The 25613-nt window shown below is 57.7% G+C and carries 22 protein-coding genes and 3 pseudogenes; 6 read left to right on the top strand and 19 right to left on the bottom strand.

The features are described from left to right. The 4 genes from sirB2 to hemA are packed head-to-tail and all read right to left on the bottom strand — an operon-like array spanning position 1 to position 3622. Positions 1–393 carry an invasion regulator SirB2 gene (gene sirB2, locus HMPREF3142_RS07290; RefSeq protein WP_008804389.1) on the bottom strand — a complete coding sequence of 131 codons (393 nt, stop codon included), beginning with the start codon at positions 391–393 and terminating at the stop codon, positions 1–3. Continuing rightward, positions 393–1241: a peptide chain release factor N(5)-glutamine methyltransferase gene (prmC, locus tag HMPREF3142_RS07295; RefSeq protein WP_032735945.1), complete on the bottom strand. Its 849-nt coding sequence runs from the start codon at positions 1239–1241 to the stop codon at positions 393–395. Before prmC ends, sirB2 begins: the two co-directional genes overlap by 1 nt. Next, entirely contained in the window at positions 1241–2323 is a 1083-nt protein-coding gene (gene prfA, locus HMPREF3142_RS07300; RefSeq protein WP_008804387.1) for a peptide chain release factor 1, read from the bottom strand. The genes prmC and prfA overlap by 1 nt, the downstream gene beginning before the upstream one ends. A 42-nt stretch (positions 2324–2365) precedes the next feature. Beyond that, the gene (gene hemA / locus HMPREF3142_RS07305) at positions 2366–3622 is read right to left on the bottom strand and encodes a glutamyl-tRNA reductase (RefSeq protein ID WP_070611914.1); all 1257 of its coding nucleotides are present in this window, start codon (positions 3620–3622) and stop codon (positions 2366–2368) included. 271 nt (positions 3623–3893) lie between these two features. On the opposite strand from hemA, the gene lolB reads away from it, so the two are divergent. From lolB to dauA, 4 genes are all read left to right on the top strand, one after another. Next, positions 3894–4505, top strand: a complete 612-nt coding sequence (lolB, locus tag HMPREF3142_RS07310; protein ID WP_008804385.1) for a lipoprotein insertase outer membrane protein LolB — start codon at positions 3894–3896, stop codon at positions 4503–4505. After that, entirely contained in the window at positions 4505–5353 is an 849-nt protein-coding gene (gene ispE, locus HMPREF3142_RS07315) for a 4-(cytidine 5'-diphospho)-2-C-methyl-D-erythritol kinase (protein WP_012541338.1), read from the top strand. The genes lolB and ispE overlap by 1 nt, the downstream gene beginning before the upstream one ends. Positions 5354–5536: 183 nt before the next feature. Continuing rightward, positions 5537–6484, top strand: coding sequence for a ribose-phosphate diphosphokinase (prs, locus tag HMPREF3142_RS07320; RefSeq protein WP_002910407.1), 948 nt, complete (start codon positions 5537–5539; stop codon positions 6482–6484). Between the two features lie 250 nt (positions 6485–6734). Next, entirely contained in the window at positions 6735–8414 is a 1680-nt protein-coding gene (gene dauA, locus HMPREF3142_RS07325; protein WP_077270031.1) for a C4-dicarboxylic acid transporter DauA, read from the top strand. Here dauA and HMPREF3142_RS07330 read toward each other — a convergent pair whose 3' ends face one another. Together HMPREF3142_RS07330 and ychH are read right to left on the bottom strand one after the other, a co-directional pair. After that, positions 8415–9461 (bottom strand): MerR family transcriptional regulator, encoded by a 1047-nt coding sequence (locus tag HMPREF3142_RS07330; protein ID WP_012541336.1) that lies wholly within the window; start codon positions 9459–9461, stop codon positions 8415–8417. A gap of 220 nt (positions 9462–9681) precedes the next feature. Continuing rightward, positions 9682–9957, bottom strand: a complete 276-nt coding sequence (gene ychH, locus HMPREF3142_RS07335) for a stress-induced protein YchH (RefSeq protein WP_002910437.1) — start codon at positions 9955–9957, stop codon at positions 9682–9684. A gap of 272 nt (positions 9958–10229) precedes the next feature. Here ychH and pth point away from each other — a divergent pair, with 272 nt between their 5' ends. Next, a complete protein-coding gene (gene pth, locus HMPREF3142_RS07340) occupies positions 10230–10814 on the top strand; it encodes an aminoacyl-tRNA hydrolase (protein ID WP_004180389.1) in 585 nt (194 codons plus the stop codon). Positions 10815–10931: 117 nt separating this feature from the next. Next, entirely contained in the window at positions 10932–12026 is a 1095-nt protein-coding gene (gene ychF / locus HMPREF3142_RS07345; protein ID WP_008804380.1) for a redox-regulated ATPase YchF, read from the top strand. 82 nt (positions 12027–12108) lie between these two features. Here the strand turns inward: ychF and HMPREF3142_RS07350 are convergent, their stop codons facing one another. From HMPREF3142_RS07350 to HMPREF3142_RS27550, 13 genes and pseudogenes are all read right to left on the bottom strand, one after another. Beyond that, positions 12109–12438, bottom strand: coding sequence for a DUF1869 domain-containing protein (locus tag HMPREF3142_RS07350; RefSeq protein ID WP_070611917.1), 330 nt, complete (start codon positions 12436–12438; stop codon positions 12109–12111). An 83-nt stretch (positions 12439–12521) separates the two neighbouring features. Continuing rightward, positions 12522–13436 carry a sugar ABC transporter substrate-binding protein gene (locus HMPREF3142_RS07355; protein WP_012541334.1) on the bottom strand — a complete coding sequence of 305 codons (915 nt, stop codon included), beginning with the start codon at positions 13434–13436 and terminating at the stop codon, positions 12522–12524. A gap of 131 nt (positions 13437–13567) precedes the next feature. Further along, positions 13568–14970: pseudogene (locus HMPREF3142_RS07360) on the bottom strand (VasL domain-containing protein). A gap of 19 nt (positions 14971–14989) precedes the next feature. Then, entirely contained in the window at positions 14990–15433 is a 444-nt protein-coding gene (tssE, locus tag HMPREF3142_RS07365; protein ID WP_032733231.1) for a type VI secretion system baseplate subunit TssE, read from the bottom strand. A 2-nt stretch (positions 15434–15435) separates the two neighbouring features. Next, positions 15436–15972: a type VI secretion system lipoprotein TssJ gene (gene tssJ, locus HMPREF3142_RS07370; protein ID WP_077267007.1), complete on the bottom strand. Its 537-nt coding sequence runs from the start codon at positions 15970–15972 to the stop codon at positions 15436–15438. After that, positions 15953–16969, bottom strand: coding sequence for a type VI secretion system baseplate subunit TssG (gene tssG, locus HMPREF3142_RS07375; protein WP_162535995.1), 1017 nt, complete (start codon positions 16967–16969; stop codon positions 15953–15955). Before tssG ends, tssJ begins: the two co-directional genes overlap by 20 nt. Positions 16970–16998: 29 nt before the next feature. Then, positions 16999–18762 carry a type VI secretion system baseplate subunit TssF gene (gene tssF, locus HMPREF3142_RS07380; RefSeq protein ID WP_070611921.1) on the bottom strand — a complete coding sequence of 588 codons (1764 nt, stop codon included), beginning with the start codon at positions 18760–18762 and terminating at the stop codon, positions 16999–17001. A gap of 134 nt (positions 18763–18896) precedes the next feature. Further along, the gene (locus tag HMPREF3142_RS07385; protein WP_070611923.1) at positions 18897–22307 is read right to left on the bottom strand and encodes an ImcF-related family protein; all 3411 of its coding nucleotides are present in this window, start codon (positions 22305–22307) and stop codon (positions 18897–18899) included. Then, positions 22291–23448: a hypothetical protein gene (locus HMPREF3142_RS07390; RefSeq protein WP_060619675.1), complete on the bottom strand. Its 1158-nt coding sequence runs from the start codon at positions 23446–23448 to the stop codon at positions 22291–22293. The genes HMPREF3142_RS07385 and HMPREF3142_RS07390 overlap by 17 nt, the downstream gene beginning before the upstream one ends. Before the next feature lie 3 nt (positions 23449–23451). Continuing rightward, a complete protein-coding gene (locus HMPREF3142_RS07395; RefSeq protein WP_004175522.1) occupies positions 23452–23718 on the bottom strand; it encodes a PAAR domain-containing protein in 267 nt (88 codons plus the stop codon). Between the two features lie 297 nt (positions 23719–24015). Continuing rightward, positions 24016–24465, bottom strand: a pseudogene (locus HMPREF3142_RS30080) (DUF6392 family protein). A gap of 114 nt (positions 24466–24579) precedes the next feature. After that, complete coding sequence (locus HMPREF3142_RS07400) at positions 24580–24807, bottom strand: DUF6392 family protein (protein ID WP_162536011.1); 228 nt, start codon at positions 24805–24807, stop codon at positions 24580–24582. A gap of 133 nt (positions 24808–24940) precedes the next feature. Next, a pseudogene (locus HMPREF3142_RS27550) lies at positions 24941–25613 on the bottom strand (formylglycine-generating enzyme family protein); the annotation flags it as partial.

Consider the following 25613-nt stretch of genomic DNA (forward strand, 5'->3'; position numbering starts at 1 on the left):
CTACCCCAGTATCGGTATTCTTGTGATGGCGAGTTGAATGATAATAAACAACACCACCAGCGCCAGCAGGAACGCGATAAAACGGCTCTGCTGGCTGCGCGGACGACGGCGGCCCAGCGCGATAAAACCTAATGCGATGTAAATGATAACGCCAAACAGCTTTTCAGTCAGCCATGCGCCGTCTTCGGTGAACGGCAGGTAGTGCGTTATCGCCATTAAACCCGCACCGCTGAGAAACAGCAGCGTATCGCTGCAGTGCGGCGCAATTCGCACCCACCGCTGGTTCAGCAGCGGGCTCTGATGATACATCCACCAGTAACGTAAAACGAACAATCCTACCGACACCACCACGCTGGCGATGTGCAGGTAGAGGACAGCCGTGAATAAGTTCATCAGCCAACGTTCTCCATGTCGGGTAAACGTCCGAGAGTCAGACGTTCATTGTCGCCATAGTCGCGACAGGTCGCGACGTCGAGATAGCCCGCTTCGCGGAACAGGGCGCGAACCGCCTCGCCCTGGGTCCAGCCATGCTCCAGCAGCATCCAGCCGCCGGGCAGCAGATACTGCCGTCCCTCGCGGATAATCTGCGCCAGATCCGCCAGCCCCTGATCGGCAGCAACCAGCGCCGTCAACGGCTCAAAGCGCACATCGCCCTCGGCGAGATGCGGGTCGGCGGCGTCGATATAGGGTGGATTACTGACGATCATGGCAAAACGCTGCCCGGCCAGCGCGCTAAACCAGTCGCTTTGCCGTATCGTCACGTTAGCGATGTCCAGATGAGCGGCATTGCGCAGTGCCAGCGCCACGGCGTCCGGCATCACATCCACCGCGGTGACCTCGCAATCCGGACGCTCGCTGGCCAGCGCCAGAGCAATGGCGCCGGTCCCGGTGCCGAGGTCGAGAATACGGCACGGCGCGGCAGGCAGTCGCGCCAGCGCCTGCTCCACCAGACACTCGGTATCCGGTCGGGGGATCAGCGTCGCCGGGGAGACGAACAGCGGCAGCGACCAGAACTCACGCTGCCCAACCAGGTGGGCAATGGGTTCTCCGCGCTGACGTCGCTGCAGGAGCGCCTCCAGCGTCGTCGCCTCGTCAGCGGACAGCGTCGTTTCGCCGAAGGCCAAAATCCAGGTGCGCGCCCGGCCGGTAACATGTCCCAGCAGGATCTCGGCATCGCGTCGCGGGCTGTCGCTTTCACGCAGCCGGGCGATCGCCTGCTGCAGCCAGGCCTGAAAGGTCATCATTCCTGCTCGGACAGCGCCGCCAGCTGATCGGCCTGATATTCCTGAACAATTGGCTCAATCAGCATATCGAGTTTGCCTTCCATGGTTTCATCCAGACGATAAAGCGTCAGGTTGATGCGGTGGTCGGTCACGCGCCCCTGTGGGAAATTGTAAGTGCGGTTACGGTCGCTACGATCGCCGCTGCCCAGCAGGTTACGGCGCGTGGAGGCTTCCGCCTGCTGACGCTTGGCCACTTCGGCGGCGCGGATACGCGCCCCCAGCACTGACAACGCCTTGGCTTTGTTTTTATGCTGGGAACGTTCGTCCTGACACTCCACCACGATGCCGGTCGGCAGGTGAGTAATACGGATAGCTGAGTCGGTGGTGTTGACGTGCTGACCGCCCGCGCCGGAGGAGCGGAAAGTATCGATGCGCAGATCCGCCGGGTTAATGTCCGGCATTTCGGCTTCCGGCAGCTCCGGCATCACCGCCACGGTGCAGGCGGAGGTATGAATACGCCCCTGCGATTCGGTGGCCGGCACACGCTGCACGCGATGGCCGCCGGATTCAAATTTCAGCCGACCGTAAACGCCGTCGCCGCTGAATTTGGCGATCACCTCTTTGAATCCGCCGTGTTCACCTTCGTTGGCGCTGAGGATCTCCACCTGCCAGCGGCGCGATTCGGCGTAGCGGCTGTACATGCGGAACAGATCGCCGGCAAACAGCGCCGCTTCGTCGCCGCCGGTTCCGGCGCGCACTTCCACGAAAGCGTTACGCTCGTCATCGGGATCTTTCGGCAACAGCAGCACCTGCAGCTGTTGCTCCAGCTGGTCGCCTTTTTCTTTGGCGTCACGCAGCTCTTCCTGCGCCATTTCGCGCATCTCCGGATCGTCGAGCATCATCTGCGCAGTTTCGATATCCTCCTGCACCTGACGCCAGTCGGTATAGCAGCGCGCCACATCGCTCAGTTGAGCGTATTCCCGCGACAACGCGCGGAATTTATCCTGATCGGCAATCGTCGCGGCATCGCCGAGCAGCGCCTGCACTTCTTCATGGCGCTCGTACAACGCTTCCAGTTTGGCAACAATAGAAGACTTCATAGGCGTGAATTCACCCTGTCCTGAAAATAAGAGAAAGGTGCGCTATTCCAGCCCGAGGCTGTTGCGCAGAATATGCAGGCGTTCGTCGTCCCCGTCACGGGCGGCCTGCTGAAGAGATTTGGTTGGCGCGTGGATCAGGCGGTTGGTCAGCTTGCGGGCCAGATCCTGCATAATTTCCTGGGCATCACCGCCCTGCTCCAGCGCGGCCAGCGCCTTCGCGGTCAGCTCCTCACGGACCTGCTCAGACTGAGAACGGTATTCGCGAATCGTCTCGCTGGCGCTCTGCGCGCGCAGCCAGGCCATAAATTCGCTGGTCTCCTGCTCGACGATCGATTCCGCCTGCACCGCCGCGGCTTTACGCTGCGCCAGGTTATGCTGAATGATGTTTTGCAGATCGTCGACGCTGTAGAGGTAGGCGTTGGCCAGTTTGCCGACCTCCGGTTCGACATCGCGCGGAACGGCAATATCCACCAGCAGCATCGGCTGGTTACGCCGCGCCTTAAGCGCGCGCTCCACCATGCCTTTGCCGATGATCGGCAGCGGGCTGGCGGTGGAGCTGATAATAATGTCGGCCTCTTTCAGCCGTTCGTCGATATCGCTGAGGGCAATCACCCCGGCGCCCACTTCGTCCGCCAGCGCCTGGGCGCGTTCGCGGGTGCGGTTGGCAATCACCATTTTGCGCACGTGATGTTCGCGAAGATGGCGCGCCACCAGTTCGATGGTTTCACCGGCGCCGACCAGTAACACGGTGACGCTGGAGAGCGATTCAAAGATTTGCCGCGCCAGGGTACAGGCGGCGAACGCGACGGAAACGGCGCTGGCGCCGATATCGGTTTCGGTACGCACACGCTTTGCCACCGAGAACGACTTCTGGAACATCCGCTCCAGTTCGCTGACGTTCAGATGACCGCGGCTGGAATCAGCAAACGCTTTTTTCACCTGGCCGAGGATCTGCGGCTCGCCCAGCACCAGCGAATCGAGGCCGCTGGCGACGCGCATCAGATGGCTGACGGCGTCGTTATCCTGGTGCCAGTAGAGGCTCTTACGCAGGTCTTCTTCGTTGAGGCCGTGATAGTTGCACAGCCAGCGGATCAGCGCTTCCTGCAGATTGTCCTGCTCTTCGACGCTGAGATAGAGTTCCGTGCGGTTGCAGGTCGACAGCACTACCCCACCCTGCACCATCGGCTGAGCCAGCAAGCTCTCCAGCGCCTGATCGAGCGTTTCCGGCGAAAACGTCACACGTTCTCGCAGGTCGACCGGCGCTGTTTTGTGATTGATGCCAAGAGCTAAAAGGGTCATTGTGAGGGAGTAGTACCAGCGTTGCTAAGGTTAGTCTGAGTGCATCATACAGGATGCGCGTAATCAATAAAAGAGAGGCTCCCCTTTTGGAGTAATAGCCAAAGCAAGACCGCCATTAACGTTAATTTTTTGATTTCAGACAACTTGAACGTAGACGCTATCGCCCGGCGACGCTAGCATTAAGGGTTATAAATGTAACCTGCTACACAAATCGGCCCGCTGTTCCCCTGCCGCCGTTTTTCCCTGTAGACATCAAGGATTTGTCATCATTATGAATCGACTGTTCCGCTTGCTGCCGCTGGCCAGCCTCGTCCTCACCGCCTGTTCTCTTCATACGCCGCAAGGGCCTGGCAAAAGCCCGGATTCGCCGCAGTGGCGTCAGCACCAGCAGGCTGTTCGCAGCCTCAACCAGTTCCAGACTCGCGGGGCGTTTGCCTATCTTTCCGATGAGCAAAAAGTCTATGCTCGCTTCTTCTGGCAACAGACCGGCCAGGACCGCTATCGCCTGCTGCTGACCAACCCGCTGGGCAGCACCGAGCTGTCGCTGACCGCGCAGCCAGGCAGCGTGCAGCTGATCGATAACAAAGGCCAGACCTACACTGCCACCGATGCCGAAGAGATGATCGGCCGCCTGACCGGGATGCCGATCCCGCTGAACAGCCTGCGCCAGTGGATCATCGGCCTGCCGGGCGACGCCACCGACTATTCGCTGGACGATCAGTACCGTCTGCGTGAACTTAACTACACGCAAAATGGCAAAACCTGGCACGTCACCTACGGCGGCTACACCAGCGATACCCAGCCAGCCCTGCCGTCTAATGTCGAGCTGAACAATGGCGCTCAGCGCATCAAGCTGAAGATGGATAACTGGATCGTGAAATGATGAGCCGCTGGCCCTCTCCTGCAAAACTGAATCTGTTTTTATATATCACCGGCCAGCGGGCCGATGGCTACCATACCCTGCAGACGCTGTTTCAGTTTCTCGACTATGGCGACACCTTGACCATCGAACCGCGAACTGACGGTCAACTGCGCCTGCTGACGCCGGTGGCCGGCGTGCCGGACGAGGAGAACCTGATCGTTCGCGCTGCGCGTCTGCTGATGCGTGCCGCCAGCGAAAGCGACCGCCTGCCGGCGGGTAGCGGCGCCGATATCAGTGTCGACAAGCGCCTGCCGATGGGCGGCGGCCTGGGCGGCGGCTCATCCAATGCCGCCACCGTGCTGGTGGCGCTCAACCATCTCTGGGGCTGCGGTCTCTCGGAAGAGGAGCTGGCGACCCTGGGCCTTCAGCTGGGGGCCGATGTGCCGGTCTTCGTGCGCGGCCATGCCGCCTTTGCCGAGGGAGTCGGCGAAATTCTGACACCGGTGGAGCCCGAGGAAAAATGGTACCTGGTGGCGCACCCGGGGGTCAGTATTCCGACGCCAGTCATTTTTCGCGATCCGGAGCTACCACGAAATACCCCGCGCCGGTCAATTAATACGTTATTAAATTGTGAATTCAGCAACGATTGCGAGCTTATCGCAAGAAAACGTTTTCGCGAGGTTGATGCAGCGCTTTCCTGGCTGTTAGAATATGCGCCGTCACGCCTGACCGGCACAGGGGCCTGTGTGTTTGCTGAATTTAACACCGAATCCGCTGCCCGTCAGGTGCTGGACACTGCCCCGGCATGGCTAAACGGCTTTGTGGCGCGCGGAGTTAACCTTTCGCCGCTCAAGCAGGCCCTGCTCTGAATCCTGCGCCGTGATGGCGCAACGATAACGAGTCAACCGGGGAAATTGAGTTACGGTGACAACGTCACCCTGTTCCAGACGTTGCATCGTGCTCTTTAAATACACCGACTGGATCGAATGGCGCCAGCCCGCACATTATTGGCCCACTCATCCACCACTGGACGCATGCCTGAGGTTCTTCTCGTGCCTGATATGAAGCTTTTTGCTGGTAACGCCACCCCGGAACTAGCACAACGTATTGCCAACCGCCTGTACACTTCTCTTGGCGACGCCGCTGTAGGTCGTTTTAGCGACGGCGAAGTCAGCGTACAAATCAATGAAAACGTACGCGGTGGTGATATTTTCATCATCCAGTCCACTTGTGCTCCCACCAATGACAACCTGATGGAACTGGTTGTTATGGTTGATGCTCTGCGTCGTGCTTCGGCAGGTCGTATCACCGCCGTTATCCCTTACTTCGGTTATGCTCGCCAGGACCGTCGTGTTCGTTCTGCTCGTGTGCCAATCACCGCGAAAGTGGTGGCAGATTTCCTGTCCAGCGTCGGCGTTGACCGCGTGCTGACCGTTGACCTGCACGCAGAACAGATCCAGGGCTTCTTCGATGTGCCAGTTGATAACGTGTTCGGCAGCCCAATCCTGCTGGAAGATATGCTGCAGCTGAACCTGGACAACCCGATTGTGGTTTCTCCGGACATCGGCGGCGTCGTGCGTGCCCGCGCTATCGCTAAACTGCTGAATGATACCGATATGGCTATCATCGACAAGCGCCGTCCGCGCGCCAACGTCTCCCAGGTGATGCATATCATCGGCGACGTGGCTGGTCGTGACTGCGTGATGGTCGACGATATGATCGACACCGGCGGCACCCTGTGTAAAGCGGCAGAAGCGCTGAAAGAGCGTGGCGCGAAACGCGTATTCGCTTACGCAACACACCCGATCTTCTCCGGTAACGCTATCCAGAACATCAAAAACTCTGTGATTGATGAATTTGTCGTTTGCGATACCATTCCGCTGGCACCCGAAATTAAAGCGCTGGATAAAGTGCGTACTCTGACGCTCTCCGGTATGCTGGCTGAAGCTATTCGCCGTATCAGCAATGAAGAATCTATCTCTGCTATGTTCGAACATTAATCGAGCCGAGCATAAAAACCCGCTGCGGCGGGTTTTTTTGTCTCTGAATTTTTAATTCTTCCACAAAATCATTCGGCATGCGTCAAGGCGGCAAGTGAATGAATCCCCGGGAGCGTACAGGCAGTACGTGATCGGGGTAAATGAACGCAGCCAACACAGAGGCATCCCGAAGGATGACGTGGAAATGACCAATGCCTCCTTCACCTGCCATTTAGTTGACAGATGATGCGCTCATGGATGAAACATTATTGTGAACAGATTATTTTCCTCACATGTGATGCCTTTCCGCGCCCTCATCGACGCTTGTTGGAAAGAAAAGTACACCACCGCCCGCTTTACCCGCGACCTGATCGCCGGGATCACCGTCGGGATCATTGCGATTCCGCTGGCGATGGCGCTGGCGATTGGCAGCGGTGTGCCGCCGCAGTACGGCCTCTATACCTCAGCGGTGGCAGGGATTGTGATCGCCATAACCGGCGGGTCGCGCTTTAGCGTTTCCGGTCCGACTGCCGCCTTTGTGGTGATCCTCTATCCGGTTTCCCAGCAGTTTGGTCTGGCGGGGCTACTGGTGGCGACGCTGATGTCGGGGATCTTTTTAATTCTCTTTGGTCTGGCGCGCTTTGGCCGTCTGATCGAATATATCCCGCTGTCGGTGACTCTCGGTTTCACCTCCGGGATCGGTATCACCATCGGTACCATGCAGATTAAAGACTTCCTCGGCCTGCAGATGCCCCATGTGCCGGAGCATTACCTGCAGAAAGTGGCGGCGCTGGCGATGGCCCTGCCAACGATTAACCCCGGCGATGCCGCCATCGGCGTCGTCACTCTCGGCACTCTGCTCCTCTGGCCGCGGCTGGGTATCCGTCTGCCGGGCCACCTTCCGGCGCTGCTGGCCGGCTGCGCGGTGATGCTGGTGGTTAATTTGCTCGGCGGCGATGTCGCCACAATTGGCTCGCAGTTCCACTATCAGCTGGCAGACGGCACTCAGGGCAACGGCATTCCACAGCTGCTGCCGCAGCTGGTATTGCCCTGGGATATGCCGGGTTCAAACTTTACCCTGAGCTGGGCCTCGCTGCAGGCTCTGCTGCCTGCCGCCTTCTCCATGGCGATGCTCGGCGCCATTGAGTCTCTGCTGTGCGCGGTGGTGCTCGATGGCATGACCGGGACCAAGCATAAAGCCAACAGCGAGCTGATTGGCCAGGGGCTGGGTAATATCGTTGCGCCGTTCTTCGGCGGGATCACTGCCACCGCGGCGATTGCCCGCTCGGCGGCGAACGTCCGCGCCGGCGCCACATCGCCGGTGGCCGCCGTGATCCACGCCCTGCTGGTGATCCTGGCGCTGCTGATCCTCGCCCCGCTGCTCTCCTGGCTGCCGCTGTCGGCGATGGCCGCCCTGCTGCTGATGGTGGCATGGAATATGAGCGAGGCGCATAAAGTGATCAACCTGCTGCGCCACGCGCCGAAAGACGACATCGTAGTGATGCTGATGTGCATGTCGCTGACGGTGCTGTTTGATATGGTGATTGCCATCAGCGTCGGGATCGTGCTGGCCTCGCTGTTGTTTATGCGTCGTATCGCACGCATGACCCATCTGGCGCCGGTCAACGTCGAGGTGCCAGACGATGTGCTGGTGCTGCGGGTGATTGGGCCGCTGTTCTTTGCCGCCGCCGAAGGTTTATTCAACGATCTGGAGACCCGGATCGCCGGCAAGCGCATCGTGGTGCTGAAATGGGACGCGGTGCCGGTTCTCGACGCCGGTGGTCTGGATGCCTTCCAGCGCTTTGTGAACAAACTGCCGGAAGGCTGTGAATTGCGCGTATCTAACCTCGAGTTTCAGCCGCTGCGCACGTTAGCGCGCGCCGGCGTCAAGCCGCTGCCCGGACGCCTGAGCTTCTACCCCGATCGTCAGGCCGCGCTGGCTGACCTGTGATCACCCGGCGGCAGGCCCCTGCGCCTGCCGCATCAAGGCTCCGGTCGCCTGCTGCAGCCAGCTCAGCACCGCCGGCGTCATCCAGGTGCCCTTCATCAAATGCGGCTCCTGCTCCATTGCCCGACGAAACTTCTGCAACGTCTGCGGCCGGGTACCGGCATAGGACTGAAACAGTTCAAGCCACGCCCGGGCCAGCGCCTGACCCGACGCCGAGTCCGGCGCTACGCCCTCCCGGCACGCCTGATGCAGCTTCGCCACCAGCGCAGGCCACTCCTGTAGCCGGTCGAAATAGTGCCGGCGGGTGAACGCCATCTCCTCGTCGTCGAGGTAACGCGCCCAGATGGCCAGTTTGCTTTCGGCAAAGGCCTCGGTGATAAAGGCGATGATGGCCGGGGTGACGCCGGTCTGTTCAACCATTTGCGGCTCGGCGGCATGCATCTCGTTCAGGCGGGTCAGAAACTCCGGGCGCCCTGCCGTATCCTGCTCCAGGCGCTCCATCCAGCGCGTCGCCAGACTCATCGCCTGCGGACTGTCCGTCGGGCAGCCGCTCGCCATCAGCGTCTGCACCTCCTCTGTTAGCTCGCGCCACGCCTGCGCGCGCTGTTCATCCTGTGCCGCAAACGGCAGCGCGGCTAACTCCTGTTGACTAAACCAACGATCGTACATTTTCATTAACTCCAGCGTCTGTAGCCAGGACTCCAGATCGGGTTCATTGCCGCCCGCCAGCGCCTCGCGCAGCACCAACAGCCGGTCGCGCAGCCTGCCGACATCGCGCAATTGGGCGTTGAGCGTCTCTATCTGCTGCGTCAGCAGCTCGGGTAGCGACAGCGTTTGCCGATCGAGATAGTCCTTGATGGTGGCGAGCGTCAGCCCGGCCTGCGCCAGCGCCTTTATCATATGCAGGCGCTGAACCGCGGACAGGTTATAGAGCCGATAGCCCGCCTCGCTTCTGGCCGAAGGCGTTAACAGCCCCGTCTGTTCATAATGATGCAGCGTACGCACCGTCATTCCGGCGCGCTTCGCCAGCTCTCCCACCTGAATTAACATGACTGCTCCTCTCTGTGGCCAGGTCCGCTACTCTGCTGCCTCACGTAACGTCAGGGTCAAGCGAAAACCTCATTAGCTATTCATTTTGGTGGCAACCTTAGCAGCACGGAGGTCAGGACGGAATGGGGTCGTATGGTGATGGGGAAAAGAGGAGGAAATAACGAGAGTCACAGGAAAACGCATCGGCCTTCAGGGGCCGATGCGGGAAATCATGCTACGGTTAGCTGTGGCGATGCTGATTACGACGGCAGCGTTTATCATAGTGGCGCACCCACCAGTAGCGGTCGCTGACCTGCTCGTGGCCGCCAATACGGGCACCGGCCAGCCAGAGCACGGCGCCAACGAAGATGCTTAAGATTGCGCCATGTGCAAAGAATTGCGGCAGGTTAAGCTGCGGAAGCTGGTTCAGAATGGAGTAACCTACCCCCACAACCATCACCACCAACCCTAACCCCATGAGTACGTTACCGAGTAACGAAGCGTTTTTGCGTTTCATGTGTCACCTCCGGACTTTGGGTTGCCAGGGAATATCCCCAAATCTTATAGGTGTAGTATAGACAGGGTCCCTGCCCTGGAGTGCGCCCACGATCACATTAGTGAACACCGATTAGACAAATATTTACAAATAAGCCTCTGAACAATATCAAATTCTAATGATTCAGGTGGGTAATCATCAATGCTGGTATTGTCTCGTGGGCAGAACTTTGTCAAGCGCGCCCGCAGACAGTACACTACGCGGCAGAGAATGCCCCATGCAGGAAAGAAAACGTGACCATTAAACTGATTGTCGGCCTGGCCAACCCCGGTGCGGAATATGCCGCCACCCGGCACAACGCTGGCGCCTGGTATGTCGATTTACTGGCGGATCGCCATCGTGCGCCGCTGCGCGAAGAGAGCAAGTTCTTCGGCTACACCTCGCGCATCAATCTGGCGGGCGAAGACGTTCGCCTGCTGGTTCCTACGACGTTTATGAACCTCAGCGGTAAAGCAGTGGCTGCAATGGCGACCTTTTATCGCATTAACCCGGATGAAATTCTGGTCGCCCATGATGAGCTGGATTTGCCGCCCGGGGTGGCGAAATTCAAGCTTGGCGGTGGCCATGGCGGCCACAACGGCCTAAAGGACATCATCAGTAAGCTCGGCAATAACCCGAACTTTCACCGCTTACGCGTCGGGATCGGCCATCCGGGTGACAAAAACAAGGTTGTCGGCTTTGTACTCGGCAAACCGCCGGCCAGCGAGCAGAAACTGATTGATGATGCTGTCGACGAAGCGGCGCGCTGCACCGAAATCTGGTTAAAGGACGGGCTGACCAAAGCCACCAACCGCTTACATGCCTTTAAGGCGCAATAAGCCGTTGTCGTGCGGCATTTTTGCCGCGCACCGTGTATAATAGGCAAAGCTATTCAATTTTCTGCAATCTGTTGCTTATAACAGATTGATTATCCAAAGATTAAGGTGATTTAAATCATGGGATTCAAATGCGGTATCGTCGGTTTGCCCAACGTCGGCAAATCCACCCTGTTCAATGCGCTCACCAAAGCGGGTATTGAAGCGGCCAACTTCCCCTTCTGTACCATTGAGCCGAACACCGGTGTCGTACCGATGCCCGATCCGCGTCTGGACAAGCTGGCTGAAATCGTCAAACCGCAGCGCATCCTGCCGACGACGATGGAATTCGTTGATATCGCGGGCCTGGTGAAAGGCGCGTCCAAAGGTGAAGGTCTCGGCAACCAGTTTCTGACCAACATCCGTGAAACCGAAGCCATCGGCCACGTGGTTCGCTGCTTTGAAAATGACAACATTATCCACGTTAACAACAAAGTGGATCCGGCTGACGACATCGACGTTATCAACACCGAGCTGGCACTCTCCGATCTGGACACCTGCGAGCGCGCTATCCACCGTGTGCAGAAGAAAGCTAAAGGCGGCGATAAAGACGCTAAAGCTGAGCTGGCGGCGCTGGAAAAATGCCTGCCGCAGCTGGAAAATGCCGGCATGCTGCGTTCACTGAAAAACCTGACCGACGAAGACAAAGCAGCGATTAAATACCTCAGCTTCCTGACGCTGAAGCCGACCATGTATATCGCCAACGTCAATGAAGACGGCTTTGAGAATAACCCTTATCTCGATAAAGTCCGTGAAATTGCCGCCGCCGAAGGTTCTGTGGTCGTCGCCGTTTGCGCCGCCGTTGAGTCCGATATTGCCGAGCTGGACGACGCTGACCGCGACGAGTTTATGGCCGAGCTGGGTCTCGAAGAGCCAGGCCTCAACCGCGTGATCCGCGCCGGTTACGAGCTGCTGAATCTGCAGACCTACTTCACCGCAGGCGTGAAGGAAGTTCGCGCATGGACCATCCCGGTCGGAGCGACCGCGCCGCAGGCAGCCGGTAAGATCCACACCGACTTCGAAAAAGGTTTTATCCGCGCGCAGACCATCGCCTATGAAGACTTTATTACCTACAAAGGCGAACAGGGTGCAAAAGAAGCCGGTAAAATGCGTGCAGAAGGCAAAGACTACATCGTGAAAGATGGCGATGTGATGAACTTCCTGTTCAACGTCTGATCCCGCTGGCTGGCGTTTTCGCCACCATCGCGCCATAAAAAATCCACGCAGCGGCGTGGATTTTTTTTACCCGGACGACACGCTACTCCACAATATGGGTCTCTTCAGCCGCCTCATAGCCATCAACGATCTGCACAATTTTCTTTAACTCGCCCTCGATGAAAGCCGGGGTGGCGCTTTCCCCTGAGGCCGGGTGATGAAGCTCGACCGAGATGCCGCTGGCGGCATTGGTCAGTGACAGACTGATCTCCTGCTGTCCCGCTGCGGAAGATGGTCGCCCGATTTGCTGCACGATGGCCGCCGCCGCCGCGCGCGTATCAACGTCTGCGAGATGCCCCCACCTCATTTCAACATGTCCCTGCTGCCCTGCCTTTATCGCCTGCAGCGTATAGCCGCTTCTTTCCGTTGCCATGTCTTTTCCTCCGGTTTCGTTGCCCGGGCGTCACATTATCAGCCCGGTTTTATCAGCAAAGTTCGTTCACGTGCGCCTTGCCGTTAATGACTTTTTTCCACATAGGTCTGCATGTTTTCTTTGGTCACTAACTCAAACGGGATCCAGACATGAGACTCGACCTTTTCTCCTTTAATCAGCTTCAGCGCTACCGCTAAGGCCGTTTTGCCCTGACCGACGGCGTCCTGGAAGACCGTCACCTGGATCTTATCGCTGGCCAGGGCTTTCAGCCCGTCCGGCGTGGCGTCGATCCCACCGATCAACAGCTTCTTCTGGCTCTTCTCCAGCGCCATCGCCGCGCCAATCGCCATCTCGTCGTTGTTCGCCGCCACAATATCAATCGCTTCCCCGTTGCCTGTCCAGTTCTGCATCAGATCCATTCCCTCGCTGCGGGAATAGTTGGCCGGCTGTTTCTGCACCACTTTCATTGCCGGATATTTGGCCACCACCTGCTCGACGTCTTTGGTGCGCTGCAGCGCGCCGGCGTCAGTGAGATTGCCGATCATGATGGCGACATTGCCTTTGTAGTTCGCCAGCTTCGCCAGCGCCTCCATCTGCAATGTGCCGGACTCCCGCTCGTCCGAACCGACAAACACCACGCCAGGCGGTAACGTTTTATCCCCCGGCGTCCGGTTCACATACACCAGCGGCATTTTGGCCTGCTGCGCCATCTTCGTCAGCTGCGGGGTGCTGGCGGAGTCCACCGGGTCGACGATGATCGCGTCCACGCCAGAGGCGATAAAGCTCTGCACCTGATCGGCCTGACGTCCGGTGTCGCCGCGGGCGTCTTCAAACTGCACGTCGACGTGGCGGGCTTGAGCTTCTTTCTCAATGGACTGGCGGATAATGGTGAGAAAGTTTTGATCGAAGTAGGCCATTGAGACGCCGATCTTCTCCGCCAAAGCCGAGGCGGAACAGGCCAGTAACCCCACTAACAGGATGATTTTACAGTGCTTCATAGCATGCCCTCAGAGGTCGAAATGAAATTTTCAATATAAACACAAATGGTATATTTAAATCATTTTCAGACTACGAAGGGCGTTCGGTTCTTGCAATCATGATGTAAAGAAAATGTTGCCATGCGCACACTTTATTTCACCGCCTCACTCACTGAGGGCTTACCGGTAGGGGGATCTCAGCGGGCGGCGACTGCTTTCGCTTCAGCAGGGCATACTCCACGATCAGCTGTTGCAGATGCAGCTCCGCGAGGCTTCCCCGGGCGGCAGGCCAGGGTTGATCAACGGGAAGCGCGACCAGCTGGCGTAGCTCCTCCTCCAGCGGAACGGCGCGGTTAAACGACTGCATGATGGCAAACACTGCGGTTTTCAGTTCGCTCACCGTGAGGTATCTCCCCTTCTGCTCGTCGAGGGCATTGAGCTGGCCGGCGAGCCGCTGCAGCTGCTGCATTCCCTCGGACCAGCCGGTGAGGTTTTCCGCGGGCAATGCGGCAGCGCTCAACTGCTGCCGCCACTGCTGCGCCAGCGGTTGTGCTTGATCCGGCCAGCGACTCAGGGCCTGCCGGACCAGCTGGTCGCCGTAGCTTACCGCCCAGTCCGGCGCCAGGCGGGCGAGCTCGCCAAGCTGGCGCTGCGTCTGAGGCAGATCCACCGGCATCAGGGGAGATGCCCCCGGCAGGCCCGGTATCACATTTTGGGTCACCGAAATGGGCGGTAAATCGGACTGACGCAACGCCAGCCATCCACCGACGGCGATGCCCGTCACCGCCAGCATGGTGACCATCCCGGCGACAAACGGCTTCCAGCGCGGCGCGGTTGCCGGAGAAGACGCCACCACTGGCGCGGGCCGCTTTGCAGGTAAAGGCGGCGCCAGCGGCTCAGCCTTTGGCCTACGTTTTAGTTCTGGCACGGGTTCAACCTTCGCCGCATCCTCTTCGCTGACCAGAGCGCCGGGAAGTTCCGCGTCAGACACCGCCACCGGCGGCGCGGTGGGGAGCGCTGGCGCAGGGTCGAGATTCTCGAAGCGGCTTACCGTGCTGTGCAACAGCGCCCGCAGGTCGCTCAGCGGGTTTTCAGGCGCGATCTCAAAGCGCTGGAGCACTGCGTCGAAGCTTTGCAGCGAACGTTCAGCCTGACCAAGCGATTCGAGATCCGCCGGGGCGAGACTGAGAGTGCGGATCACCTGCCGCAGCCGCTTGCTCAGGGTGCGGAAGATCTCTGTCCGGGCCGGGAGCGCCTGCGGCCACAGGTTTTTCCCCTGGTGGGCCAGCAGCGACTCCATTAGCGACAGCCCCTCGTGGATCCCTGCCAGCCCGCCCAGCCTGGCGCGGGCCAGCGTATACCAGGCGACAGTCTGCAGATCCGCGCCGTGATGCTCCAGCAGCGAGCGGGCAAGCTGCTCGGCATACGGCCAGTTAATATCCGGCCGCGCCGGGTGGCTGAGCTTGTTCATTTCCGCACGCAGGGCAATAAAATCAGCCAGCGTGCGCGGGTCGCCACCGGTTTTATAGTGGCGTTCGTCGTGTGTTGTCATCATGATGTCTTTCTGCGAGAGATTAGAGGGCGGAGCGGGCGTCAAGGTACTGCTGGCGTTTGAGGTGGCGGATCAACACCCTGCCCTCGGGCATAAACTCTGTGCCGTAACGCACCAGGCCAATATCCTTCAGCTCCGCATCAATGGCATAGCGCAGTTCGCCGGGCGCATGCTGATCGAGCATCACCACCGCGATCCGCTGCAGGCGCGGTTCGTACTTCAATAATACCGCCGACAACGTGCTCATCAGCTGATGCGCCGACGCCGGCATGCCCTGGAGGATAGCGGTCATATCCGGCAGGCCGTAGTCCGGCAGATGCGCCAGCGTTCCAGCCCGACAGTTGAGGATGCGCTGCATGTTATCGAGCACCGACAGGAGGACCTGATCCGTTTCGCTGACAGTATTCAGGTCAAGCCCGCCGGCGAAGTTGCCGTACAGGATGTCATACAGGGAGGGACGAGGCATTTTCACTTCTCCTTAAGCGGGTGCAGCGTCAGTTGATTTTGGCTGGCTTCGATAATGCGCGGCCTCGCCGGGTCAAGATCGTCCCGGGTGAGTACCAGCCGCCAGCTGTTTTGCGTCAGGTCTGGATCGATAAACATGGCCGCCACCGCCACAAACTGCGCGCGGGTTTCCATGGGCATATCGACGGTCACCGACTCGCCCGGACGCAGGCGAACATCTTTTTCCGCCACCCGGTCCGCCTGCAGCACCTGGCCATCGCCAGCAAACAGCGACGGGTAGTCAGTATTGTCGAACGCCTGCCGGTCCTTAAGCTGGTAAATACGCACCACCGTCGCCAGGGAGGCGCCTTTGGCGTTGTTATTCACCCCTTCCCGGGCGCGAAGATCCAGATGCAGGGTTTTCACCTGGGGGTAAAAAATGGACTGGGTCACGGAAACGGCGCCGTCTTTCACGGTCTGCGTCAGGCCGCAGCCGGTTAAGACGGTAACCATAAGGAATGCCAGCAACCTGGCGGAGGGTTTAACTGCGGTAATCGCCATCTTCATCGCTCTCCCTGCGGTGGATATTTTCCCGGACGCGCTGATAGCGCCCCAGATAAATCGTGATCCTGTCGTCAGCCTGTTTTTGCGCATCCAGCGGACGCAGCACAGCGGTACGGCCAAGCTGGACGGCATGCGCCTGCTGGCAGCAAAGTTGCGCATCCGGCAGTAAATGGCGGGCGACGCAAAGCTGCAGCCGCACGTCGAGATGAGATCCGAGCCAGACGTGCAGGAGCGCCATCAGGTCGCTGAACAGTTCGCCGCCGGGCAGCCAGCCGCGGACCTCATCAGGCTTTTCCGTCGCCAGCTGCAGCAACACCTGACCGTTCACATCCGTGGCGTGGGTTCCCATCACTGGCCTATGTTGCAGGCTAACCGGCTGGCGGACGCTCATCGTTAACGGCTGCGACAAGGGGATCCGGCAGGGATCGTGGTGGTACACCGTCGCCCGGGTCCCCGGGGCCAGGAGCGCCACCAGCGCCTCCATGCCTTCCCCGGATCTCCCCGGCAGCATCATCACCGGCAGCAGCGCCAGAAATCGCGACAGCGGCGCTGCGGCAACGGCGGCACTTCCCGGTATGCCCAGCCCCGCCAGGCCCAGCAGATACTGCGAGGTGTTGTCCGTGCCACCCGCCCGAAAGGTTGCCGGGTAGGAATATTTGCGCCAGATACGGTAATACTGGGCGATCAGCCGATGGTTAAAGATATCGAGAAAATCCTCGGTCGCCTCGACGCCTTCCCGCCGTTGCGCAATGTCATCGCTATAGTGGGTCGGCAGCGGGGATTCCACGCCGTAGAGCCCCATAAAAGCAACGCGCACCGCCGGCGGTCGGGGCGGTTCAGGATCGTCCATTCCACGGATTTCGCCGGCCGGGAAACCCATCCCCGGATGCGGGCGAAAGCGTATGGGCTCATCACCCAACTGCCAGTCGCTGCCGATGACCGGCGCCTTCGGCTGGATCTTCTCCAGCAACTGGCAGAAGCGGTAAAAATTCATGTATGGCAACTGAGGCCGGAGCTGATCCATCAGCCGGGCAGGCGCAGACTGTGATTCTCTTTCCACCGGATACATTTCCCTTCAGGTTGAACAATGAGCGTCAGCTGGTTGAACTGATTCATATCGGCATACAGTGCGAAAAAGCGGTTGAGCATGTCGCCAAACAGGTGGACATCGCCCGCGCCGGTAAATCCGCTACCGTCGAGCGTCACTTCGATATCCAGCCCGCGCAGTAGGAATCCCTGTTCGAAACGCTGAATTCGGTGATGGCTGACCGCCAGAATAGCGTCCAGACGACGGTTATTGAGCTCATCCTCCCGCCAGTTGTAGAGCGACAGCGTACCGCGCAGTACCTCGGCGCTGCTCATCATATTGAGAAAACGGGTGCCCAGATGGCTCATGACCCGCCAGTGATAGCGGTCTTCCGCCGGGGGATATACCGGCAATGTGGGCTTACAGAGATTGCGGACGGTAAGCGGCGTGGCTGATATCGACTCACAGCGATCCAGCAGCGTGCTCTGTAGCGCCCGGCGCGGCAGCTGGCCGTTAGTGCCGGTGATGCGCAAGGAGACCGTTTCCCGCGCCAGCGCCCGGTCAGCCTCCCATTGCTGTCCGCCGAGGATAAGCCAGGTATCGTGCATGCCGGTGACGCCCCGTTTGACGCGGGTGTGGTAGTAGCGCTCCGGCGCATGGAGACGCATCATTCCCCCCTGGTGACGAAAGCGGGTGAAAGGCACATAGCGCGCCTCCCCGGTGCGCCCGGAGCCGGTCACGCTGTCGACAGAATAGATTTCGGTATGCCCGTCCTGCAGGCGCTTCGGACGCAGGAGGTATTCGCTCTCCAGCCCGCTGATGGTCAACGGATCAGCCTCGAGGGTAAACAGGTTAATCACCGGCACACAGTGCAGGCGCAGGCTGCTTGCGCTGACGGGTAAATCGCTTTGCCAGACCTCGCTGAACACCACCTCAAGCGTGAAATGCGATATCCCCGCCGGCAGGGTGATGTTTTCCAGGCCATTTAGCTGCACGAACATAAATTTTTCGCGAAAGGTGAAATACTCGAGCAGCAACTGATAGCCGCTGAAAGCGCTCTCCCCCTTCGGCCATAAACGATCTTCCTCGCTGAATCCTCCCGGGAAAAAATAGCCGTCGAGGCTTACCCGCTCTGTCTGACCCGGCAGGCGCAGGTACAGCGCGGCCTGGCGTCGGGTCAGCCACTGATGGAGGGCGCTGCCGGTAACGGCGTCTTCCCCCAGGTACAGCGGCAGGCGGCGGAGATCGGTCTGCGACCAGTCCGCCAGCTCGCTACAGGCGAATCGTAGTCGCAGAGCCGAACGTCCGTCCGGCTCCGCCGTCATCACCGCCTCCTCTATCGCCAGCGGGTTAAGCGTCAGATCGCGGGTGGTTCGGTACCGGCACACGGTATTTTTCGGCCCCAGTGGGCGGGAGCTAATCTCAAACCCGACGGGCACCGTTTCCGCCATCTTCATCGCCGGCAGCGTTGGGGTCAGCGCCACGATCGATAACGACGGAATGGTGCGCAAATAGTGCGGCCACAGCATGCTGACCAGCCCCTCGGTCAGCTCCGGCAGATCATCATCAATTTTTTCGCGCAAGCGACCTACGGAAAAGGCAAAGCCTTCAAACAGGCGCTCAACGTAAGGGTCCGGCGTACCGGCTTTATCGAGATCCAGCATCGCCGCCCGATCGGGGTGAGCCTGCGCGAACGCTTTTGCCGCCTCGCGCAGGTAGCGCATTTCAGCGTCAAAATATCGCAGGGTTAAATCGTCCATTATGAATATTCCATTATTCGTCTACAGGGAGACACGCAGCATGGCTGCGCGGTCAGATTAGTTGGCCGCCGGGCGGCCATGAGCAGAGGAGGCCCGGCGTCGCAGGTCAACGCCAATCAGTGAGGGAGGCGGTTTCAGTATCCCTCTTCGCCGGGTATATCGTCGGTCAGCGGAACACGCTCAGCAGGCGCGCGCACGCTGAATATCGTCTCCGGTAGCGTAAAGTTTCGCAGAGACAGCAGCGCCAGCGGTCCTTCCCCCGCCTCGGTACGCAGCGTGTAGTTCAGCAACAGACCATCCGGCGCTTTCCAGCTCAGGCTCCAGCTGCTGCTCGTTCCGGGATAAGCGCTGACTACCGCCTTATCCAGCAGTCGGATCCAGCCCCAGGCGCCCGGGAAATCGCCATACTGGCGGGTGCCCGCCCGGGTACTGATCCAGCTGAGACTGGCGCCCGGCGCTTCGGTGTCGGCGGGCCAGCTGAACCGCCGCCAGGCCGGCATCTGGTTCATATAGACAAGTTTCTGACTGTCGATGACCAGCTCCGTCTGCATCACGCCGTCCGCCGTGCCGGGGCGAAGCGCAAAATGCAATCCCGCTTCGCCGTTGGCGAACGCGACGTCGGAGAGATGGCTCAGGGTATTCATCGCCTGCAGAAAGGCCGGGTTAAATGTCAGTCCCTGAGCATTGATACTGTCCGCCATCCAGCGGCTCCCCTCTTTATGCAGCACACCGTTCAGCCGGGTCTGCAGAAAGCGGGCGATGCGCCCGGTCTCGCTATTGAGATATTTTGCCAGCAGCGGCAGAGAGACTTCACTGCTGGTATTTTTAAAGGGGTAGCGACCGCCAAAAGCGCTATTCCAGTCCTCCACCACCGCACTGCGCCACAGGGCGTTGAGACTTTCCGCCGCCGGGGTCAGCACCTGCTGCCAGGCCTGCTCCATCGGGCGAACAAACAGCGTCTGCCCAAATCCACTCCACTGCTGGCCCAGCCCCGCCGCCACCAGGCTGCCGTAGTCGCGCGTTTCGGTTAAATCCACGGCCTTGCCCTGGAACACCGTCTGCGCAAGCAGGCGGGTCATCGCCTGCGGGTCGGTGGCGTTGGTGACCTGCTGCAGGCGCAGACGCACCTGGGTGACGCGGGTCAGGAAGGTCTGCAGGCTAAGGCGGCTGGTGGGCGTCCCGCCGTCGCGATTGTCCAGCAGCGCCAGCACGGGCCCGAAGGTGGCATCCAGAGGACCGCGCGCGCCGGACCGTTGATCGATGACGGGTGAGTTATCACGGTTAAACAGCTGCCTGGCCGATTTGACCAGCGAATCGGCGATGGCTTCCCCGGTCTGGCCGGTTCGCCCCTGCACGCTCAGGGTGTTCATCAGCGCCACCAGCGGCGACTGGCGCACATCGGCCATCAGGGTCAGCTGGTCAATGGCATCAGAGAGGGTCGCCGCGCGCTGCCAGCGCAAGCTGTTGAGAAAATCAAGCCAGGCGCCGTTGAAATCAGCGAAATAACGCTCCGCCAGCCGGGCTCGCAGAGTTTCCGGCGACATCAACTGCGCGGCAGTTTGCTTCGTGTCGCTCAGCACCCAGTCCATTTCATCGCGGCGTTCCGCGACCACTTTCTCAATGGCCGGCTGCACGGCCTGCTCCCAGGCCTGACGGGTAAACATTCCCGGCACCACCTCATCAGTGCTGAACAGACGCGAAGCATCGGTGTCGGCAGTCATATCCGCCAGGCGCATATCGGCATACTGATTCGCCACCTGCGCGAGCATCTTCTGGTAAAGCGTGGACTCACTGTTGCGCTGGCCCATCTGTCGAATTAACCGTGTGCGCACCTGGCTGACCAAACCGTCATCGACAGGCAGACGCCACTGCGGATGCGACGCCAGACTGGCGGCATAAAATGCCAGCAGCGAAGGGCCGCTACCCTTCCAGACGCCGTCCGCCACGCCGGAACGCTGCGGCCACTCGCGCATCAACGCTCCCGCAAACCACGCAGCATCCATTCTCTCCGGGCGGGCCAGCATCAGGTACAGTTTCAACTGGTCGTAAGCGGTCTTCGTCATCGTCTCACGCAGCGGGCTGTCCGACGGCAGCTGTGCGAAGGCGTTCAGCTGCCGCTGAAGGTGCGCTGCTGCCGCATCGCGCAGCAGCGGCTGCGCCATCTCCCCGTAGCGCGGGAACAGCGCCGCCAGCAGGCCATCATTCTGGCTGAGACCAGCGCGAGCGTACCACGGCGCGCCGTGCTGCGAGCGGTATTCCAGTTTAGAAAGCGTTTTCTGTATCGCGGAGAGCGCATGCAGGCGTACGGCCAGCGGTTGTTTTCCCGCCGAGGCCTGCTGCACCTGCTGATGTGCGGTCGCCACCAGCTCGCGGTTGGCGATAAAAGAGACCAGCAGAGTGGCGGCCCAAAATAACATCAGGGCGGCAGTGGCCACGCTCATCCCACGCATCCAGTTGACTCCCTGTTTGCGCGGACGTAGACCGGCTGGCAACCACAGCACTGAGTCTGGTATCGTTTCCCAGCGGTTATCCCGTCCCCAGTGATGACGGACACTGCGACCAGCCTCTACTGACGCCTCACTAAATACCACTCCGGCCAGCGGCTGCGGGCGGTAAGGATTAAGCAGTACCGATAACGGCTCCGTCACCGTTTCCGGTTTACGGGTCAACTGATCGGCCAGCGCGAGTAAAAAATTGTGCTGTGGTTGCCCGCATATCTGCTGGATGCCCTGCTCTATCAGTAACGGCGCCAGGGCAGTGAACTGTTCGGCAACTATTTGCGGCGTACTACCTGCAGGTAACAGGCAGCCTACAGGCTGAGTGATACGTCCATTTTTTTCGTTGCCCCCCTCATACAGCGACCAGACGTATAGGGGTAGTTTCCAGCCAAGAGCTTCGTAGCGTAGCTTTAGAGAGTGAGACACACTGTCCATTTCATCTGGCGTGAGCCTGGGCTTCGTTCTGTTCATCGTTGTCAAAACGCCGTCAAAGCCCGATGTTACCCACACCATACCATCAGCCGGGCGATAACGCAGTTTACGCAGCGCTGTGAACCAGGCGTTATCTACCGCTGCCCCAGGGTCTCCACCCCACAGCAATAATGTACCCTGATCTTCCTGCCAGAGTTCCTGCGTGAGCTTTGGGGTCAGTTGTTCTACGTCTCTGACTGAGCCAATTATCAGCAGAATACGGACTTTGCGGGACCAGGCGCGTCCATACTGATAGCGTAGAGTCTGGCGAATTTCCCCCACCGTAATATGATGGGGAGGTGTCAGCGCCACGCGCCCTTCTTCGCCGGGTAAGACGCTGGCCTGCTGCGACTGCCGGCGATATAAACTCTCCTTCACACGGCGGGACATTGCAGGAAGGTAAAAAACAAATACCAACGCCAGACAGACCAGGACAAACGCCAGTACCTGCTCGCCCCGCGTATTGATATTCAGCATGCCGCCATAGCGGGTGATCCCCCACCATATTGCAGCCATCCCGGCCAACGTAAGCCCGGCCAGGCCAAACCGGCCCAGGCCATTACCCGGTATATTCATCTTCACTCCCTGGGGTGATGGTACTGATAAAATGTTCCTGTTCGCTGGAAAATAACGCCAGCAGGGGCTGTTTACGGAGGCTGACCAGATCGGCTGCCAGGGCGGCCAGGAGCCAGGGCGCTGCGGGTCCCGGAATACCGCACCATTTTTCCAGCAGCGCGATATCTTCAGCTTTCCATGGGGTATGCATTTTGCCGCCCTGCGTGATAAGCGCGGCGCTTCTTTCCGTCCATTTTTTTGCGTCCCCGATAACGGAGGGCGTCTGGCAGGCGACAGTCTGGGTTTCCAGAAACAGGGTGATATCGTCTTCAAAGTTCGTCATATCTAAGGGCATAGGACGTAACAGCCGTGATGAGTGCGGCAGATGGTATTTTTGCGCCACATCATCGCTGGTCAGCAGCAGCACGGCCAGCCCGTCGGAGTATGCTGTACCACCGTTGAGCTGGATGACCAGGAGTAAATTGACCGTCAGTACAGGCTGCTTCAGGCGCTCCTCCACTTCCGACAGTGAGAATGAGCCGGTAACGGTAATATCATCAGGCACGGCGCGGCCAGGAATGTGTTCTTTCCAGAGATTACTGAAACTGCTGGTCAGCTCAGGCGAGGGATTATCCGTGATCAGGGTGACATACAGCGGTAGCTCTTCCGGCAGGCACTGCACGCGCTCTTCTATACTGGTCAGCAGCGCATGCATCGCACTCAACTGCACCGGCTCTTCTACCGGAAGGTAATTAATCCTGCGGGTAAGTCCGTATTGCTGAGGCCGCTCACTTCCCCAATGCGCCGCAGAAATATGATCCGGCAACAGCACTGCACTGCCCAGAACGGCCAGCCAGCGCCCGGCCCAGTCTTCCCACCTCTGCTGTCCGTATTCCGCCTCTTTCAGCAAGAACTGATGCGCTTTCAGATCCCTGTCCCACAGGTAGCAACGCAGACAAAAAATCAGCAACCAGCATCCTGCAGGCATCAGGGATACCCACCAGATATTTATCACTGAGAGAATTTTTACGGTGCCGGAAGCATGGAGGATAAAGAGCAGGACACCGATAATCGCCATCAGTACACCGGCAAACAGCCATCGGGTCAGTGAAGGAGCCGATGGCTGCTCCATGGTCAATGCTTTTGTTCGTACCCAGCCCATTTTTTATCCTATCGCGCATTCCGGCGCGCCGGAAATCACCTGGCAACCGCACTGACATTTGCAGCCATCGACCACGATGGCTTTACCATCGGAAGACCATTCCGGCGCTCCCTCAATAATGGCATTAGTGCCATGTCCCGGAATCGGGCAGCTGACTTTATCCCCCACCAGCGCTACAGGCTTTCCATTTACAATCATGGTGGAGGATGCGGAAATAACAGCACCGCCGTGCGTAGTTTTATCGCCGAGTAATACAAAACCTTTGGACATTGAATTTCCTTTTATATATCAGCGATACAGTAGTTATTAATTAGAATACTCAATCGCATCTATTTCAACCTAAAGAGTGAGGCAATAACATTTAATAACAGACAAAAACCGGCTACTCCTATCAAAGAAAGAATAATAAACATAAAATAATATCTGGAATAGCTGCACGCCTCTCTTTACTTAATATATACTTCTTCCCCCAGGTGATATCCCCTACATTAATAACTTTTCACTTCGAACGCCAATTGCCAGACGACCTTATACTCGCGAGATCCGCCTTAATTTCTATTGCATGCTCTATACAATAAAAAATACACTAACAACAAAATAATCAGAATTATAAGAAAATAAAACAGACATTTTCTGATTAGGTGGCAACAGTGGGTATACCTCGCTAATACGACGACTATAGCTCTCTATCGTTTTGCGTTCGCCATAACCTATGGGAAATCCGAAGCGTTCGCGCATCCATCGCTGCGTCATTACTGATTCAAGACTAAATGGCAGCGGATTAGGAAATAACCAAGCCGTTTTTTTTCATCTTCTAACCGCAAAGTCACTTCCTCAAGATTTTTTCTGGTTATTGATAAAAGATAAAAATATTCCTTACCGCCTCATATCCAGCCTGAAAATATCATCACCAACAGTAATCGTTGGTTTTGTTTTGTAGGGAATTAAACCTTGTTCATAAATATCCTGATAAGGTTTACCTAATTGCTTCACAAGTGTTTCGATATCAATATTCATTTGCCACAAAGTCGCTTTTTCTCCAGCGCAATATGAATCTCCTTTGCTCGCTTCAGTGGATAAAAAGTCACGGTTTCTGCAAATAAATCATTGTTATAGATAAATCCGACAGAACTATTTTGATGAGGCATAGGTAAGGTATATATCTCTTCCCCCCCTATAAGCAGTCATAACAATTTTTGCTTCAACGTAAACCATCGGAAATCCTAGATAAGCCCGCACCCACTGCTGAATCATAACTCGTTCCAGACCAAACGGCATAGGATTAGGAAACAGCCAGTCAGTTTTGGCTTCATCTTCAAACCTTAACATTTCTTCTTTCAGATTTTTAATGAGCACCACTTTTTTCCGTTGACAATCATCGTTGATGACGATGAAATAATTTCACTACTGTACATGATTTTACCATCCATTAGAAAAAAACCTTATATGTTGAACGCCACCGATTTTTTAAAATAAGATATAGCATCACACATTATTTATTAACGACACAACGAAATACATACTGCGGACCAACACCATATTTTTCATAGTCATCGTCTTTATCGATCTTCGGAACTGGCAATTTTGATTGCCTGAACATGGTTAAAGCGTACTGTCTGTCGCCGCCAATATATCCACGCAGGACTTTTTTAGTACCCTGCGCAGGCCCCTGAGGATCGTTTACCGGAGAATGAGAGTAATAATCTGCTGCATACCAGTCATTAGTCCATTCAGAGCCACTAAGCCCCATATCATACAGACCCAGGGGGTTTGGGGGATATTTGCCTACTGGGTAAAATGGGAAACCAAAACCATCTGTATATTTATCTAATTCATCTTTACCCGGAACATTTTTTCCAGGTAAATAGTCACCATTATTTGTTGGAAACTGAAAATATTGACCTCTGGATCTTGCTGCATATTCCCATTGCGCCTCTGTTGGTAAATCAATCTTTTTACCAGACTCCTTACCTAACCACTGACAATAGTCTTTTGCCTATTGCCAGGTAACACCAACAGAATAATATCCTTTTTGCAAGGATGGATAATTTTTTAAAAAATATGGATGGGTGCTTTTTTTACCCCTGTTATCTGCAAATATTTATTATAATCATCATTGGTGATTTTGTATTTTGATATCGAAAAATCGCTTAATACAACCTTAT

Source organism: Klebsiella sp. HMSC16C06 (genome assembly GCF_001808325.1).
Taxonomy (GTDB): Bacteria; Pseudomonadota; Gammaproteobacteria; order Enterobacterales; family Enterobacteriaceae; genus Klebsiella; species Klebsiella variicola.

What these genes read in the sequence shown, in the direction of transcription:
- tssF (WP_070611921.1), bottom strand. Translation starts at nt 18,762, where the DNA reads ATGGACGATTTAACCCTGCGATATTTTGACGCTGAAATGCGCTACCTG.
- ispE (WP_012541338.1), top strand. Translation starts at nt 4,505, where the DNA reads ATGAGCCGCTGGCCCTCTCCTGCAAAACTGAATCTGTTTTTATATATC.
- prmC (WP_032735945.1), bottom strand. Translation starts at nt 1,241, where the DNA reads ATGACCTTTCAGGCCTGGCTGCAGCAGGCGATCGCCCGGCTGCGTGAA.
- lolB (WP_008804385.1), top strand. Translation starts at nt 3,894, where the DNA reads ATGAATCGACTGTTCCGCTTGCTGCCGCTGGCCAGCCTCGTCCTCACC.
- prfA (WP_008804387.1), bottom strand. Translation starts at nt 2,323, where the DNA reads ATGAAGTCTTCTATTGTTGCCAAACTGGAAGCGTTGTACGAGCGCCAT.
- ychF (WP_008804380.1), top strand. Translation starts at nt 10,932, where the DNA reads ATGGGATTCAAATGCGGTATCGTCGGTTTGCCCAACGTCGGCAAATCC.
- tssG (WP_162535995.1), bottom strand. Translation starts at nt 16,969, where the DNA reads ATGAATTTTTACCGCTTCTGCCAGTTGCTGGAGAAGATCCAGCCGAAG.
- HMPREF3142_RS07330 (WP_012541336.1), bottom strand. Translation starts at nt 9,461, where the DNA reads ATGTTAATTCAGGTGGGAGAGCTGGCGAAGCGCGCCGGAATGACGGTG.
- ychH (WP_002910437.1), bottom strand. Translation starts at nt 9,957, where the DNA reads ATGAAACGCAAAAACGCTTCGTTACTCGGTAACGTACTCATGGGGTTA.
- HMPREF3142_RS07355 (WP_012541334.1), bottom strand. Translation starts at nt 13,436, where the DNA reads ATGAAGCACTGTAAAATCATCCTGTTAGTGGGGTTACTGGCCTGTTCC.
- tssJ (WP_077267007.1), bottom strand. Translation starts at nt 15,972, where the DNA reads ATGGCGATTACCGCAGTTAAACCCTCCGCCAGGTTGCTGGCATTCCTT.
- tssE (WP_032733231.1), bottom strand. Translation starts at nt 15,433, where the DNA reads ATGCCTCGTCCCTCCCTGTATGACATCCTGTACGGCAACTTCGCCGGC.
- HMPREF3142_RS07385 (WP_070611923.1), bottom strand. Translation starts at nt 22,307, where the DNA reads ATGAATATACCGGGTAATGGCCTGGGCCGGTTTGGCCTGGCCGGGCTT.
- hemA (WP_070611914.1), bottom strand. Translation starts at nt 3,622, where the DNA reads ATGACCCTTTTAGCTCTTGGCATCAATCACAAAACAGCGCCGGTCGAC.
- sirB2 (WP_008804389.1), bottom strand. Translation starts at nt 393, where the DNA reads ATGAACTTATTCACGGCTGTCCTCTACCTGCACATCGCCAGCGTGGTG.
- HMPREF3142_RS07350 (WP_070611917.1), bottom strand. Translation starts at nt 12,438, where the DNA reads ATGGCAACGGAAAGAAGCGGCTATACGCTGCAGGCGATAAAGGCAGGG.
- HMPREF3142_RS07390 (WP_060619675.1), bottom strand. Translation starts at nt 23,448, where the DNA reads ATGGGCTGGGTACGAACAAAAGCATTGACCATGGAGCAGCCATCGGCT.
- HMPREF3142_RS07395 (WP_004175522.1), bottom strand. Translation starts at nt 23,718, where the DNA reads ATGTCCAAAGGTTTTGTATTACTCGGCGATAAAACTACGCACGGCGGT.